This window comes from Acinetobacter sp. CIP 64.7, from assembly GCF_000369745.1.
Taxonomy (GTDB): Bacteria; Pseudomonadota; Gammaproteobacteria; order Pseudomonadales; family Moraxellaceae; genus Acinetobacter; species Acinetobacter fasciculus.
In genome coordinates, this window is record NZ_KB850179.1 from 259,777 (window position 1) to 274,375 (window position 14,599).

At 42.8% G+C, this 14,599-nt stretch carries 11 protein-coding genes and 1 pseudogene; 4 read left to right on the forward strand and 8 right to left on the reverse strand.

Annotated elements, in window-relative coordinates; translation table 11 throughout:
* Positions 1-43: 43 nt before the first annotated feature.
* Positions 44-1,600 (reverse strand): phospholipase D family protein, encoded by a 1,557-nt coding sequence (locus F890_RS07660; protein WP_005106839.1) that lies wholly within the window; start codon positions 1,598-1,600, stop codon positions 44-46.
* Between the two features lie 120 nt (positions 1,601-1,720).
* Here F890_RS07660 and F890_RS07665 point away from each other — a divergent pair.
* The 4 genes and pseudogenes from F890_RS07665 (at position 1,721) to F890_RS07680 (ending at position 6,580) form a co-directional block, all read left to right on the forward strand.
* Positions 1,721-2,828: pseudogene (locus F890_RS07665) on the forward strand (S-(hydroxymethyl)glutathione dehydrogenase/class III alcohol dehydrogenase).
* A 208-nt stretch (positions 2,829-3,036) separates the two neighbouring features.
* The gene (locus tag F890_RS07670; protein ID WP_005266297.1) at positions 3,037-3,567 is read left to right on the forward strand and encodes a hypothetical protein; all 531 of its coding nucleotides are present in this window, start codon (positions 3,037-3,039) and stop codon (positions 3,565-3,567) included.
* Between the two features lie 521 nt (positions 3,568-4,088).
* Positions 4,089-5,138: a 3-deoxy-7-phosphoheptulonate synthase gene (locus F890_RS07675; protein ID WP_005266298.1), complete on the forward strand. Its 1,050-nt coding sequence runs from the start codon at positions 4,089-4,091 to the stop codon at positions 5,136-5,138.
* Positions 5,139-5,383: 245 nt separating this feature from the next.
* On the forward strand, positions 5,384-6,580 hold the full coding sequence (locus F890_RS07680; RefSeq protein ID WP_005266299.1) for a PilT/PilU family type 4a pilus ATPase: 1,197 nt from the start codon (positions 5,384-5,386) through the stop codon (positions 6,578-6,580).
* A gap of 72 nt (positions 6,581-6,652) precedes the next feature.
* Here F890_RS07680 and gcvH read toward each other — a convergent pair whose 3' ends face one another.
* The 7 genes from gcvH to sstT all read right to left on the reverse strand — a co-directional run bounded on the left by gcvH (position 6,653) and on the right by sstT (position 14,575).
* Positions 6,653-7,027, reverse strand: coding sequence for a glycine cleavage system protein GcvH (gene gcvH / locus F890_RS07685; protein WP_004647068.1), 375 nt, complete (start codon positions 7,025-7,027; stop codon positions 6,653-6,655).
* A gap of 82 nt (positions 7,028-7,109) precedes the next feature.
* Positions 7,110-8,138 carry an AraC family transcriptional regulator gene (locus tag F890_RS07690; protein ID WP_005246182.1) on the reverse strand — a complete coding sequence of 343 codons (1,029 nt, stop codon included), beginning with the start codon at positions 8,136-8,138 and terminating at the stop codon, positions 7,110-7,112.
* A gap of 451 nt (positions 8,139-8,589) precedes the next feature.
* Positions 8,590-10,443: an ABC transporter ATP-binding protein gene (locus F890_RS07695; protein WP_005266300.1), complete on the reverse strand. Its 1,854-nt coding sequence runs from the start codon at positions 10,441-10,443 to the stop codon at positions 8,590-8,592.
* Positions 10,444-10,669: 226 nt separating this feature from the next.
* A complete protein-coding gene (locus F890_RS07700) occupies positions 10,670-11,944 on the reverse strand; it encodes a mechanosensitive ion channel family protein (RefSeq protein WP_005266301.1) in 1,275 nt (424 codons plus the stop codon).
* 165 nt (positions 11,945-12,109) lie between these two features.
* Positions 12,110-12,646: a DUF2058 domain-containing protein gene (locus tag F890_RS07705; RefSeq protein ID WP_005266302.1), complete on the reverse strand. Its 537-nt coding sequence runs from the start codon at positions 12,644-12,646 to the stop codon at positions 12,110-12,112.
* Positions 12,647-12,661: 15 nt separating this feature from the next.
* Positions 12,662-13,336 (reverse strand): YoaK family protein, encoded by a 675-nt coding sequence (locus F890_RS07710; protein WP_004647063.1) that lies wholly within the window; start codon positions 13,334-13,336, stop codon positions 12,662-12,664.
* Between the two features lie 42 nt (positions 13,337-13,378).
* On the reverse strand, positions 13,379-14,575 hold the full coding sequence (gene sstT, locus F890_RS07715) for a serine/threonine transporter SstT (protein ID WP_004731137.1): 1,197 nt from the start codon (positions 14,573-14,575) through the stop codon (positions 13,379-13,381).
* Positions 14,576-14,599 lie beyond the last annotated feature (24 nt).

Consider the following 14,599-nt stretch of genomic DNA (forward strand, 5'->3'; position numbering starts at 1 on the left):
AGGCTTTTCATGTCGTCGTAATTGTGAGGTCATTCTAATGTCATTACATTAACCATTCACCGGGAAATTTCGTCACCAGATTCATCATAAAACGCTGGAATTTTGTAGTTTCCGGATCATGTAAATGCTGAATACTACGGCCATCTTTTTGATGTTCCAGCCAAATCATTTCATTTTTTTCGTTCAGTTTAAGTTGATAAGCCACGCGTGGTAAGTACTGATCCATCGCACTGGTGATTTCCTTCTGAAAATCTTCCGATTCAATGACCAGACCGACTTCGGTATTCAGATAGGCTGAACGCGGATCAAAATTAAATGAACCGACAAACACCATGCCATCTAGATCAAAAAATTTGGCATGCAAACTGGAGCTATTTTTGTTTTTAGCCGGGATGATGTCTCCAGTCATAATTTCATACCAGGTCCGTTCCGGACGGACAATGTAGGGTTTAAATTCCCAGAGTTCGATGCCACTTTTCAATAATTGCTGACGATATTGCTGATAATAGGCATGCACCGCAGCCACATCATTGGCCTGAAAAGAGTTGGTCAGGATTCTGATTTTCACACCTTGTTGCGCACGGCGGGTTAAATAGTCGGCCCCTTTTTGCGTGGGAATAAAGTACGAGGACACCAGTTCCAGATGTTTTTTTGGCTCACCCATCAGTTCGAGCATATGGGTATAAATATAATCGCCATTTTTGGCATGGGGGCGTGCTTTTGCGGGACTATCCGCAACAAAATAAGCCGGCGCCCAGTGAATGGGTTGTTTTTTTAAGTGTTGTTCGACTTGTTTCTCGGCAATGCCCACCCGGCGTTTGAGTTCAGTTTCGTCAACATCTTCTCGTTCAAATTCAGTTCTGAGCCTTTTAAGCATTTCAGGATGGCCGGCATCATTCAAGATCTGTCGAACGTCATAACTCAGATCATCATTCCAGAAGTTAATAAAGGTCTGATTGGCATCTGTTACGCTTTGCCCTGCGAAGAATATATCCACATCGGTGAATTGAAAATCTTCACTGGCATCAAAATATTCACTACTGATATTGCGGCCGCCGGTCACGGCTGCAGTGCCATCCGCAATGATTAATTTATTGTGCATGCGATGATTGACCTTTTTCATCCGGAAGCCATAATCTAGCGCACGTAAATGACGAAATTTATAGGGATTAAAAATCCGGACTTCAAAATTTGGATGCTGGCTTAAAGCAAGAAGCTTGTCATCAAGCTGGGTGCCATTTTGATCATCAATCTGGACCCGAACTTTGACACCGCGATCGGCGGCTTTGAGTAATTGGGACAAGATCATATTGCCAATATAATCATCCTTCCAGATATAATATTGTAGATCCAGATGATATTTGGCTTTGTTAATCAGGTGCAGGCGTGCTGCCATACTCATAAAGCCATCATAGAGCGGCAAGAAAGCCGTTTTACCGCTATTGATCTGTTGTTTTGAAAGTTGATTGTCGATCCAGTGCGCAGGTCGAACCGGCGTGATTTTCGCTTCTTCAGCAGTGTTGGGAGCCAGTTCACAGCCAGAAAGCATGATGCTAAAAGTAAAAATGCTCAAACATACAAAGGGCGAAGGTTTAGTCATTGATGTTCCATTAATTATAGGATCTTTTATTCCTTATCTGATGATGTTAATAGTTGAATCTGCGAATAGAAAGAGGTTACTGTTAGTCATCTGTAAATCAGCAAAAAAAGACAGTTTTACATGAAATCACGTGCAGCAGTTGCGTTTGGTCCAGGCCAGCCATTAGAAATTGTAGAAGTGGATGTTGCTCCACCAAAAGCAGGTGAAGTACTGGTAAAAATTAGCCATACAGGCGTGTGTCATACCGATGCATTTACCTTGTCTAGTGAAGATCCTGAAGGTGTATTTCCTGCAATTTTGGGTCATGAAGGTGCGGGTGTGGTCGTTGAAGTAGGTGAAGGGGTCACCAGCCTGAAACCGGGCGATCACGTGATTCCGCTTTATACTGCTGAGTGTGGCGAATGCTTGTTCTGTAAATCAGGTAAGACCAACCTGTGTGTTGCTGTGCGTGCGACCCAGGGTAAAGGTGTCATGCCAGATGGTACGACCCGTTTCTCTTATAATGGCGAGCCGATCTATCACTATATGGGTTGTTCAACTTTTTCTGAATATACCGTGGTAGCTGAAGTTTCTCTGGCAAAAATTAATCCTGAAGCCAACCATGAGCATGTTTGCCTGCTTGGTTGTGGGGTGACTACCGGTATTGGTGCATAACACCGCTAAAGTTCAGGAAGGCGACAGTGTTGCAGTATTTGGTTTAGGTGGTATCGGTCTTGCTGTAGTACAAGGCGCACGTCAGGCCAAAGCCGGCCGTATCATTGTGATTGATACCAATCCGGATAAATTTGAACTGGCGAAACAGTTTGGTGCAACAGATTTCCTGAATCCAAAAGACTATGATCAGCCGATCCAGCAAGTGATCGTCGAAATGACTGGTTGGGGGGTAGACCATTCATTCGAATGTATCGGTAATGTAGATGTAATGCGTTCAGCACTAGAATGTGCGCATCGTGGCTGGGGTCAGTCGGTAATTATTGGTGTAGCCGGAGCAGGTAAAGAAATTTCAACCCGTCTATTCCAGTTAGTCACAGGTCGTAAATGGATGGGTACTGCTTTTGGTGGGGGGAAAGGTCGTTCACAATTACCGGGAATGGTAGAGCAATCCATGAAAGGTGAAATTCAGCTGGAACCTTTTGTGACTCATACCATGCCATTAGGTCAGATCAATGAAGCTTTTGACCTAATGCATGAAGGCAAGTCGATCCGTACAGTCATTCATTTTGACTAAGCTGTTTTAATCTAAAAAAGACCGGTATTAAACCGGTCTTTTTTATGCGGCTTTCACTTGATTCAGGATACATTAGTGCATGAAAGCCTCACAGAGAGTCACTGAAACAACACACGCCTGCTAATGTCATTACATGCCAGATGCTTATATTAAATAGGACGTATGAAAATACGTGATAAAACCATTTTAAAGAATAAGGATAAGCTCTATGTCGAATGATAATTTTGATCGTGATGTAATTAAGAATGCGCCTAAAGATGTCCGCGATGATTTAAATGCTGATCCAATTACGGGTGAACCTGGCGCACATCCTGTAGGTACAGGTGTAGGTGCTGCAGGTGGCGCAGCGGCAGGTGCAGCCATTGGTGCTGCAGGCGGTCCAGTCGGTGTCGCTGTTGGTGGTGTAGTCGGTGCTGTTGTTGGTGGTCTGGCAGGTAAAGGTGTAGGCGAAGCTATAAATCCAACAGAAGAGCAAGCTTACTGGCGTGATAATTCGATCAATACGCCATACTATTCAGATGCCCGTACTAGCTATAGCGATCTGGATTATGACCGTGATTATGATACGGCCTACCGAGTCGGTTATGAAAACCGTGGCAGCTATGATGCCCATACCCGTTTTGAAGACGTAGAACCTGATTTGAGACTGAAATGGGAACAAATGAAAGGCGAATCTCGTTTAAACTGGGAACAGGCTAAATTTGCAGTGCGTGATGCCTGGAATCGTGTTTCACGTTAATTTTTAATCTTTGGATTAAACTGAAGTTTCTTTGGTAAAATCTGCAATAGGTTTGTGGGTTTTACCAATTTTAGTGATACATCTCACGGTTTGATGAATTAATAAATAAAAGTAGAAAAGTTAATAAATATTTTTTTATATTTAATGCTTGTCAAATGATCACAGAGCGCGTATTTTAATTTCAGAATCACATTTTATGAAAGACATAACATGTTAAAGCAACCTATCATTTCAAACGCATATTTTTATTTCTGGCAGTTTAGCTAATTGCCTGAATGCGTTTGGGCAATGAAAAGGTTGCCCACCAGTTTATACCTGATCGGCAACCCTGATCAGGTTTTTTTATGCCTTTCATTTTTTACAATATTTTGGAGACAGCCATGACAAACTTTAACTATTCATACTTTAACAACTTTTATTGGTCTTATTTTAGTCAGCTAATGACACTCACAACACCTTCGATTAGACCCATAACGCTCAAATAAAAGTTTGGACTGATTGCCAGTCCCAGGATTAAAGTCATGAATACCCCAAATACATCACAACAACATCATGCTGAAAGCATTTTAATTTTACCTCAGCAGCTTAAGCAGCAATTGCCACTGTCTCCGCAATTAGCCAGCCAAGTCGCTGAACACCGTCAAACTATTCAAAATATATTAGAAGGCAAGGATCATCGTTTAATGGTGGTCACAGGCCCATGTTCCATTCATGATGAAGCTTCCGCGCTAGACTATGCAGAAAAATTAAAACAACTTCAGTCACAGCTATCTGATCAGATTTTCCTGGTGATGCGTGCTTATATCGAAAAACCACGGACTACGGTAGGCTGGAAAGGTTTCCTTTACGATCCAAATCTGGATGGTTCATCCAATATGCAATTGGGCTTGGAAAAATCCCGTGACTTATACCTCAAAATCATTGAAATGGGTCTGCCGATTGCCTCTGAAATCCTCAGCCCGATGGCAACTGCTTATTTCGATGACTTACTAGCTTGGGGTGCGATTGGAGCACGTACCAGCGAATCACAAATTCACCGTGAAATTTCCAGTCATATGCCATATAGCATTGGTTTCAAAAATGGTACTGATGGTTCGATCCAGATTGCTCTGGATGCCATTCAGTCTGCCTCTCATCCACATCAATTCCTGGGGATGAGCCAGTCTGGTTTACCATGCATTTTACACTCGCAAGGTAATCCTAAAGCACATTTGATTTTACGTGGCTCGAATAGCGGACCAAATTACCAATTGTCAGAAATTGAGAAAATCCGGGCCAAACATCAGATCGACTTACCGGCATTGGTGATTGACTGTAGTCATGGCAATAGCTCAAAAAATCCTATGCTGCAGCCTGAAGTATTGGAGCAGATCGTGGCAGAGCGCTTACAGACCAATGTTCGTGGCGTAATGCTAGAAAGTCATTTGGTAGATGGCAACCAGAAAATTTCTGAGCAAATGACTTATGGTCAATCTGTTACTGATGGATGTCTGGGCTGGGGAAAAACACGACAACTGTTACTGGAGGTGGCCAATACTTTAGCGATCAGTTGTCTGAAACGTAGTGCCTAAATTTAAAAACCACTTTCTCTGCTTGAGCAGCGGGGAAAGTGCTTTTTTGAATATCAGGAAGCAGTTATTTATAAATATAATTAACCTGTAATAGGTCACATAATTGTGACGATAATTTTCATCAAATTATTAAAATCTGTTTGTGTCCTTGTCTAACTCTAGACACAATAAAAACCAGTATATCTCTCTGAATATATAAATTTTTCAAATATTTAAATATCAAATCCGTTCACTTGGGGATCTCAATGTTTGCGCTAGAGCTTTTAGAAGAAGCACGAAAATTTATGCACCATATGCTAACCAAAGTGGTTGAATATGGCGGTTCAGATTTATTTATTACTGCAGATTTTCCACCAAGTATTAAACATCAAGGTTTGATGAAACCATTTGGACAGCAGACCCTGACCGCTGAGAAAACCAAGCTCTTTGCTTATAGCCTAATGAATGAAAAACAGCGCAATGAATTTGAAACCGAACTTGAGTGTAATTTTGCGATTACTGTTCCGGGTATTTCACGTTTCCGGGTCAATGTATTCCAGCAACAGTTGAATATCGGTATGGTGATTCGTACCATCACTGCGGAAATCCCAAATTTCCAGAAGTTAAAACTGCCTGAATCGCTGAAACATGTGATTATGGAAAAACGTGGTCTAGTCTTGGTGGTCGGTGGAACCGGTTCGGGTAAATCAACTTCACTGGCAGCGATGATTGACTATCGGAATGAAAACTCGGCTGGATATATCATCACGGTAGAAGATCCGGTGGAATATGTACACAAGCATAAAAAATCCATGATTACCCATCGTGAAGTCGGGGTAGATAGCCATTCTTGGCAAAATGCTTTAAAAAATACCTTACGTCAGGCACCCGATGTGATTTTGATCGGGGAAATCCGCGATACAGAAACTATGGAACATGCGATTGCTTTTGCTGAAACTGGGCATCTTTGTTTAGGTACGTTGCATTCCAATAATGCCAACCAGACTTTAGACCGGATTATTAACTTCTTCCCAGAAGAACGTCGCAATCAGTTGTTGATGGATTTGTCCTCCAATATGAAGGCTATTATTTCACAGCGTTTGGTTCGGACTCAGGATGGCAAGGGACGTCGAGCAGCCATTGAAATCATGTTAAATACACCGCTCATTTCAGACTTGATTTTGAAAGGAGAGTTTCATGAGTTGAAAGCGATTATGGCAAAATCACGGGAATTGGGAATGCAGACCTTTGATCAGGCTTTATTTGAACTCTATAACCAAGGCGAAATTTCTTATGAAGAAGCATTACGTAATGCCGATTCAACCAATGAATTACGTTTACAGATCAAATTAAAAAGTAATCGTCAAGACAATGCTCCGGCTGGGCAAGCCACCCAATTTTCCATGATTACAGAACCGAAAACAACTGATAAAGATGCAGAAGATCATTCGGAAACGGAATAAAAAATTCTAATTTTCTATTAGATAAAACAAAAAAATCAGCCCTCAGGCTGATTTTTTTATCCAAAATCAAAATTAAAGCCCGGCTTCATACTCTGTATTTGAAAGTAGTTTTTCAACATCTGCGATATTATCTGGCTTAATTTTATAGATCCAGCCTTTGCCGTATGGATCATCATTAATGAAATCTGGATCATCTTCAAGATCAGGATTGATTTCAACCACTACACCAGACACTGGTGCATGAATATCGGAAGCTGTTTTTACTGATTCAACCACGCCAGCTTGTTCGCCCGCAGTAATATGTGAATCAAGATCTGGTGCTTCTACATAGACTAAATCGCCTAACGCATCCTGTGCATGGTCGGAAATACCGGTCACAACAAGATCACCCTCAATGCGCACCCATTCATGTGTACTTGCGTACTTTAATTCTGCAGGATGATTCATTGATAACTCCTTAAAAATCTTAAGATCATTTTTGACATGTTTTATACATTCTTTTTAAGCAAAACAAAAGGCTTATATTTCCTTATAAATAAGGATCTTTGCGCCAGTTGCTCGGGCTGCGACCACTCCAGCGTTTAAATGCCCTGCTAAAATTGGCGACATCACTATAGCCCAGTTCATCGGCAATCTGTTCCAGAGTGAAATCTGTCCGGGATAATAACGAGGTGGCATGCCGGTAACGCACTTCATCGACCAGGGTAGAAAAGGAGGTGCCTTCGGCGGCGAGTTGACGTTTTAAGGTGCGGTCAGACATGTGCAAGCGATCCGCCACACTTTCAATACTGAGATAGTGTTGCTCAGCATGGGTCAATATATCCCGGACACGCATGGCAATCCGATGCCGTTCACCCAAGGCAGAAAGTTCCGTTTCACACTGGTTAATCGCAATCTGGCTGGCAATCGGATCGGCATGCACCAGCTTGTTCATCAGGTAGCTTTTATCAAAGCTCAGAATTAAATGCGGTTGTTCAAAACGGAACTGATGGGTGGGGAACTTCGCCATAAAGCGTTCAAAATCTTCCGGCTTTTTGAAATCGAAGTCGATTTCTCCTGTCGCATCAGTAACGCCTGTAATCGCTTTGGCCATACTGATCAGACCGATCATCAAGGCAATGGAAATTTCGGTGCGCAGAGGTTCAAGCTGAATATCGGTTTGCAACTGTACCGTGGCTTTGGCACCAAAAGTCGAGAAAAATAGTTGCAGGAAGGGTAAACGGAGTTGAATAAATCGGTTCGCCAGTACCAGCGCATCGGTAATATTATTCGCCGTCATAATGGCATAGCCAATAAAGCCATGAATCGAGATCCGCATCTGTGTGCCAAGATGATAACCTAAGGTCGGCTCTCCGGTCAGTTTCAGGGCATATTTGACCAGTTCATTGGCGACAGGAGTTGGAATACGAAAATCAGGATCTGCCAACTGTTCACTAGTCAGGCCAAAAGGTTGGAAAAGCGACTCATTATTATAACCCCAGCGGGAAATGACATCGAGAAGCAGGAGACCGTAAACACCTGGAATTCCTTGGTCTTGGCGTGGAGCAATTGTTTTCATGCGCGATCCGTTGCACTCATTCAAATTTTTTTATTTATAAATAGATATTGGCATGAAGCCGCCAAATTTTTCATTAAAATTGTTGGACAAAATTTTGGCGATTGTGACTCTGCCACTGGCAGATTAGCCTGAATTCAGCATTAAAATCAATTTAAACCACATAATTTTATTGATGAAATTAAAATTATTTTATTGAACCGGTCACATCTCTGCATTGGCTGGCTCAGGGCAAGAAGATTGTCTAAGCATTGAATAGGGCTTCATCAGAGTGCTTTCAGAACTGGAGAGTTATGTCATTTCATTAAAATACCAGATAGATGGCAACTTGCTGTTCATCTGTAGAGAAAATTTTAAAAAGAAAGGTCTGGGCAAAGTTTTCTTTTGTCCCAGACCGGTTCAGTATTGAAGACAATCAAATCGTCAACGGTTTAATCGTCTTGCTGATTTTGTATTAATCAAGATTTTTCGATGCTTTGACCTGTTGCTGAATCAACATGCCGCCCGTTTGACGCTGCCAAAGCTGGGCATAGATGCCATTCAATGCTACCAGTTCATCATGCGTGCCTTGTTCGGCAATTCGACCCTGATCCAGCACAATCAGACGATCCATCTGGGCAATGGTAGACAGGCGATGAGCAATGGCAATCACGGTTTTACCCTGCATCAAGTCGTCCAGACTGTTTTGAATTGCTGCTTCGACTTCAGAATCCAGCGCACTGGTCGCTTCATCCAGAATCAGAATCGGCGCATCTTTCAGGAATACACGTGCAATTGCAATTCGCTGACGCTGTCCGCCGGAAAGTTTCACGCCACGTTCACCGACATAGGCTTCATAGCCTTTTTTGCCACGCAAATCCGTCAGATTAGGAATAAATTCTTCTGCTTTGGCTTTACGCACAGCTTCAAACATTTCTTTATCAGTCGCATCTGGACGACCATATTTAATGTTTTCCGCGACAGTGCGATGTAGCAGTGAAGTATCTTGAGTCACTAATGCAATATTCTTGCGCAAACTGTCCTGAGTCACATCGTCAATATCCTGACCATCAATCAAGATACGACCCTGGTTAATATGATAAAAATGCAGCAACAGTTGAATCAGGGTAGATTTCCCTGCACCTGAACGGCCGACAATACCAATTTTTTCACCTGGGCGAATGGTCAGATTAAACTGATCAATCACGTTTTTATCATTATAGGCAAAGCTGACATTTTCGAATTTAATTTCACCGTGATTGAGCTGTAGCTCTTTGGCACCCGGTTTATCTTCAATGGCAATTTTGCGGCCTAAAGTTTTCATACCATCCTGAATGGTACCGACATTTTCAAACAGGGCAGAGGTCTGCCACATCATAAATTCGGCAATACTGTTCAGTTTCAGTACCATTGCTGTAGTTGCAGCAATAATTCCCAGCTCGGCCTGACCTTCCATCCACAGCCAGATCGCGGTACCCAGTACGCCGCCATATAACACTACACTCAGCAGTAAAATACTGATTTCGTATTGAGCACCCAGACGCATCTGTTTATATACCGTGACCATAAATTCCTGCATCGAAGTCTTGGCATACTGGCTTTCACGACCGGCATGAGCAAACAGCTTCACGGTCTGGATATTGGTATAGGCATCTGTGATACGACCAGTCATAACAGCACGGGCATCCGCCTGAGCATTGGAAATTTTGCTCAAACGCGGAATGAAATAACACGCGGCACAGATAAACAAGGCTAGCCAGACCATTAGTGGAATGATCAGCAAGGGTGAAATTGCACCTAAAACAATATTGATGGTGATGAAATAAATCAACACATAAGCCAGCATGTCACCCAGAATGACCCAGAATTCGCGTACTGCCAGAGCGGTTTGCATGACTTTGGCCGATAATCGTCCGGCAAAATCGTTGTGGAAAAAATCCAGGCTTTGTTTCATCAGCAGATTATGAAAGCGCCAGCGTAAACGCATCGGGAAGTTGCTATACAGAATCTGATGCTTAATCAGGGATTGTGCGCTGGCAAAGAAAATATTGGCCAGCAGAACAATACTCAGCAAGGTTAAATTGCTGGCATGCTGTTCCAAAAAAGTATCGGGCTGGCTTTTACTGAGCCAGTTCACCAGCTCACCAATTTTTGAATACAGGAAAGCTTCGAAGCTGGCAGCACCGGCGGTACATAGCACCAGAATCAGTAAATAACGGCGAACTCCATAGGCTGCCTGCCAGACAAATGGAAAAAACTTGGTTGGTAAAGTTTGGTTCAGATTTTTGGTGGGATAGGGGTCAACCAGTCTTTCAAGCCATCGAAACATTATCGTACTCTTATCATGCATTTTGCTTTTCGGGAATTATAAAGGATTCTGTTTTTTTAAGCCCGTAATTGGGTGAAATTGCCACAAAATGATTCACTCAATTAAAACTTAGATTATAAAAATTAAACTAAAGCCAGATTTATGCCAGTCAGGATTTAAACATCTCATGAAATAAAAAAGCCTGAAATGCAGTAGCATGTCAGGCTTGAGATTGGATGACTTGTGTTTAAGTAATAATGGAAGATGGTTGAGTAAATGCTTCCTTTAAATCAAGACCTGAAGGCGCTTGATAGACCTTTAATCCAAATTCCGGAATAATCGCCAGCAGATGATCCATGATATCCGACTGGATATTTTCATACTCCACCCAGGCGGTGGTATTAGTAAAGGCATAAATCTCTAATGGTAAACCCTCACTGGTTGGCTGCAATTGGCGCACCATCAGGGAATGATTTTTACTAATGCCCGAATGTTGTTGCAGATAAAACTCTACATAGGCACGGAAAGTTCCCAGATTGGTGAGACGGCGCTGGTTATATTGCGAATGATGACTCAGTTGCAGGTTAAATTGTTCCAGTTCCTCTGATTTTGTATTCAGGTACTGGTCGAGCAAAATAAAATTTTTCAGCTTATTCTGTTCTTCAGCCGACATAAAATGCACGCTGCTTTGATCAATATGAATCGAGCGCTTGATCCGGCGCGCACCGGCTTCCTGCATGCCACGCCAGTTTTTAAAGGTATCCGTCACCAGTTTATTGGTCGGAATCGTGGTCACCGTTTTATCAAAGTTCTGTACCGTAATGGTATGTAATGACATATCAATGACATCGCCGTCCGCATTCAGCGAGGGCATTTCGATCCAGTCGCCAATCCGCACCATGTCATAAGATGAAATCTGCACTGACGCCACCAGTGACAAAATGGTATTTTGAAAGACCAGCATCAACACCGCGGCCATGGCACCGAAGCCAGCCAGCAAGGTAAAGACATCCTTTTTCAGGAAAGTGCCGAGAATCATCAGGCCACAGACAATAAAGATAATCAGCTTGACCAGCTGCAAATAACCTTTAATCGGTTTGTTACGTGACTTGGGATTACGCTGATAGACCAGGTTAAAAATATTCAGTAATTCACCAAGAGCCAGGGCAATCGTCAGGAAGATAAAAGCCTGTGCACCCATTTGCACAAAGGACTCAACCTTGTCAGATAAATGCGGTACCGTGGTAATCCCGTTCATGATCACCACTGCCGGAACAATATTGGCAATCCGGCGAATTACGCTATGCTCAGCAAAAATCTGATTATTGGCAAAAGGCATTCTGGAAATCAGTTGACGTATTCCGCGTACCACAATCTGTTTGGCAAATAGATTGGCAAGAATCGCCAGTAAAATCACAATACTCAGTGAAGATAGCATTTCCAGCCATGGGTACTGATTTGCCCATTCTTGAATATTCCGAATAAAATTAAACTGTTCCAAACGATCTTTCTCTTCAATCAAAAATTTAGATCAAGTTTATAGTTTTGGATCAGATTTTTTAATATTGGATAACTTTTTAAAACATATCTATTGGTGCAAATCGTTCAATAAAAGTGCCTACAAATAAAAAACCGGCGACTTAGCCGGTTTATGATCTTCGATATTTCAGTAATGATATCGCGATGCTTACCACATCAAGTCATCAGGAATAACATAAGCTGCATATGGATCTTCTTCATCGGTGGTTTCTTCATTTTTCTCTGAATTATTCACAATGATAAAGCCCTGCATTTTCGCATTGATACGCTCTGCCAGAGCTTTAGGCAAGAAAGCATAGCTGTCATTTTCACGTGCAATCACCAGACTGCCTGCCACCAGTGCATTATAGATCTGCTGGTTTAAATAGACCTTTTTGATTTTGCTGTCATCAATAAACTGATAGACCGCATCGCCGTCAGTATCACGGATTTTGTGCTGATTAATCATTTGCATGATTGCGGCTTTGAGTTCTTTTTCCTGCAAAGCTGCTTTTTTCTCTTGCTCAATCGCCTGATCTTTAGCCATTTTTTGCTGTTTGTCTTGTTCAATCTTGGCCTTGATTTCAGCCTCGGTACCGTCACCGGTGCGTTTTTCATGCACAGCCTGTTTAGACAGTTTTTTGGCTTTTTTATTATCGACCAATCCTGCCTTTAACAATTGTGCCTGCAATGCATTTTTAACCATGAGAATGTCCAGATATTAGTCGTGTTGATGTCGATAACGTAAATAAATCACCCAATACGTGAGACTGAGAACCAGACTCAGCACTGCCGGGATGAGGAATGCATTTAATTTTAAATAAGGATATAGCCAGCTGGCAAGAATGCCACCGCTTAAAAAACCGAGCAAAATAAGCAAATGCAGAACCACGCGTCGTGATTCCACCTCTAAACCGCGCAAACGGTAGCCCATCGCCAAGCCGAGGTCGGTCAGTACGCCAGATAAATGCGTGGTGCGAATGATGGCACCTTTATAATGGCTGACCATGGCATTTTGCACCCCCATGGCAACACAGGCCCATAACAAGGCGTAGCGCGGGAAATAGGGCAACAATAACCAGCAGATCAAAATAAAAATAGCCACCAGACTTAAAGGGTAACCATAAAGTTGCCCTAGGCGAAAGTGACTATTTCCAAGAATGAGCCCGCTATAGGATGAACCAATGACATAGCAGAGTGTGACCAAAAAGAGATACAACATCTGTTCTGGTTGCCAGTTCAGCAGGGCCATGGCCAGCATGCTGACATTGCCGGTCATATGTGAAACAGACTGGTGCAGTACCGTCACCAGACCCAGGACGTTAATCATGCCGGCATTGACCGCAAGAAAAAACGCCCCTAATTGTACCCAGGTAGGTAAACGCTGTAATGGCATAACAACATCATTGGCTAAACATATTGATTAATCAATATAAAATCAATTTGATGCGCGGTCTACTGCTGCAGTAAATAAAACATCAGTCGATGAGTTTAGCGCGGTTTCAGTAGAATCCTGCAATACGCTGATGACCATACCAATGGCGACCACTTGCATGGCGATATCCGAAGAAATACCAAACAGGCCACATGCAACTGGAATCAATAGTAATGAACCGCCTGCAACACCTGAAGCGCCACATGCCGAAACGGTTGCCACCACAGAAAGAATGAGCATAGTGCTGAAATCGACGCTAATCCCCAAAGTATTTACAGCCGCCAATGACAATACAGTAATGGTCACAGAAGCACCTGCCATGTTGATCGTAGCACCCAAAGGAATTGCGATACTTGAAGTTGATTCCTTGACGCCCAGACGTTTTGCCAAGTCCAGATTGACTGGAATATTGGCTGCCGAACTACGGGTAAAGAAAGCGGTAATGCCACTTTCGCGCAAGCAAGTGAATACCAGTGGATACGGGTTGTTGCGTGTCATTAAGGCAACCAGAAGCGGATTAATTACCAGTGCAACGAAAACCATCGTTCCGAGCAACACAGCAAGTAAATGTACGTAACTGGTCAGCGTATCCAGACCAGATTCAGCAAAAGTCACTGCAACCAGACCAAAAATACCCAAAGGTGCAAAGCTGATCACTAAACGAATCACATAGTTCACTGCAAAGGCTGCATCATTCAAAAGCGTCTTGGTGCTATCCGATGCATGACGGAAAGCGATGCCTAATGCCACTGACCAAGCCAGGATGCCAATAAAGTTTGCTTCAGCAATTGCAACAACCGGGTTGGCGACAAAGCTGAGCAGCAAATTCTTCAGGATTTCTACCAAACTGCCAGGAGGCTGCAAGTCAGCCTGTGCAGCAATATCCAGGAACAGCGTACTTGGAAATAAGATGCTCGACACCACAGCGCTCAGTGCAGCAAGGAACATACCGACCGCATACATCAGCATAATCGGCTTGATGGCGGCGTTAGATTGGCCCACTTTAAAATTCGCGATAGAAGCTAAAACTAAAATGAAAACCAGAATCGGTGCAACAGACTTCAAGGCTTTAATAAACAGGTCGCCCAATAGGCTTAATGAGGGAGTAGCTTCGGGAAATACCACAGCCACACCCACACCTAAAATAATGGCGATGATGATTCGAGAGACTAAGCTCATGCGCATAAGGGCAGAAAACATAAGGTTGCCTTGTGAAAATTACGA

Excerpts from the sequence above, each read along its gene's own strand:
- F890_RS07670 (WP_005266297.1), top strand. The coding sequence starts at position 3,037 with ATGTCGAATGATAATTTTGATCGTGATGTAATTAAGAATGCGCCTAAA.
- F890_RS07710 (WP_004647063.1), bottom strand. The coding sequence starts at position 13,336 with ATGCCATTACAGCGTTTACCTACCTGGGTACAATTAGGGGCGTTTTTT.
- F890_RS07695 (WP_005266300.1), bottom strand. The coding sequence starts at position 10,443 with ATGTTTCGATGGCTTGAAAGACTGGTTGACCCCTATCCCACCAAAAAT.
- F890_RS07660 (WP_005106839.1), bottom strand. The coding sequence starts at position 1,600 with ATGACTAAACCTTCGCCCTTTGTATGTTTGAGCATTTTTACTTTTAGC.
- F890_RS07690 (WP_005246182.1), bottom strand. The coding sequence starts at position 8,138 with ATGAAAACAATTGCTCCACGCCAAGACCAAGGAATTCCAGGTGTTTAC.
- gcvH (WP_004647068.1), bottom strand. The coding sequence starts at position 7,027 with ATGAATCATCCTGCAGAATTAAAGTACGCAAGTACACATGAATGGGTG.
- F890_RS07675 (WP_005266298.1), top strand. The coding sequence starts at position 4,089 with ATGAATACCCCAAATACATCACAACAACATCATGCTGAAAGCATTTTA.
- F890_RS07680 (WP_005266299.1), top strand. The coding sequence starts at position 5,384 with ATGTTTGCGCTAGAGCTTTTAGAAGAAGCACGAAAATTTATGCACCAT.
- sstT (WP_004731137.1), bottom strand. The coding sequence starts at position 14,575 with ATGTTTTCTGCCCTTATGCGCATGAGCTTAGTCTCTCGAATCATCATC.
- F890_RS07705 (WP_005266302.1), bottom strand. The coding sequence starts at position 12,646 with ATGGTTAAAAATGCATTGCAGGCACAATTGTTAAAGGCAGGATTGGTC.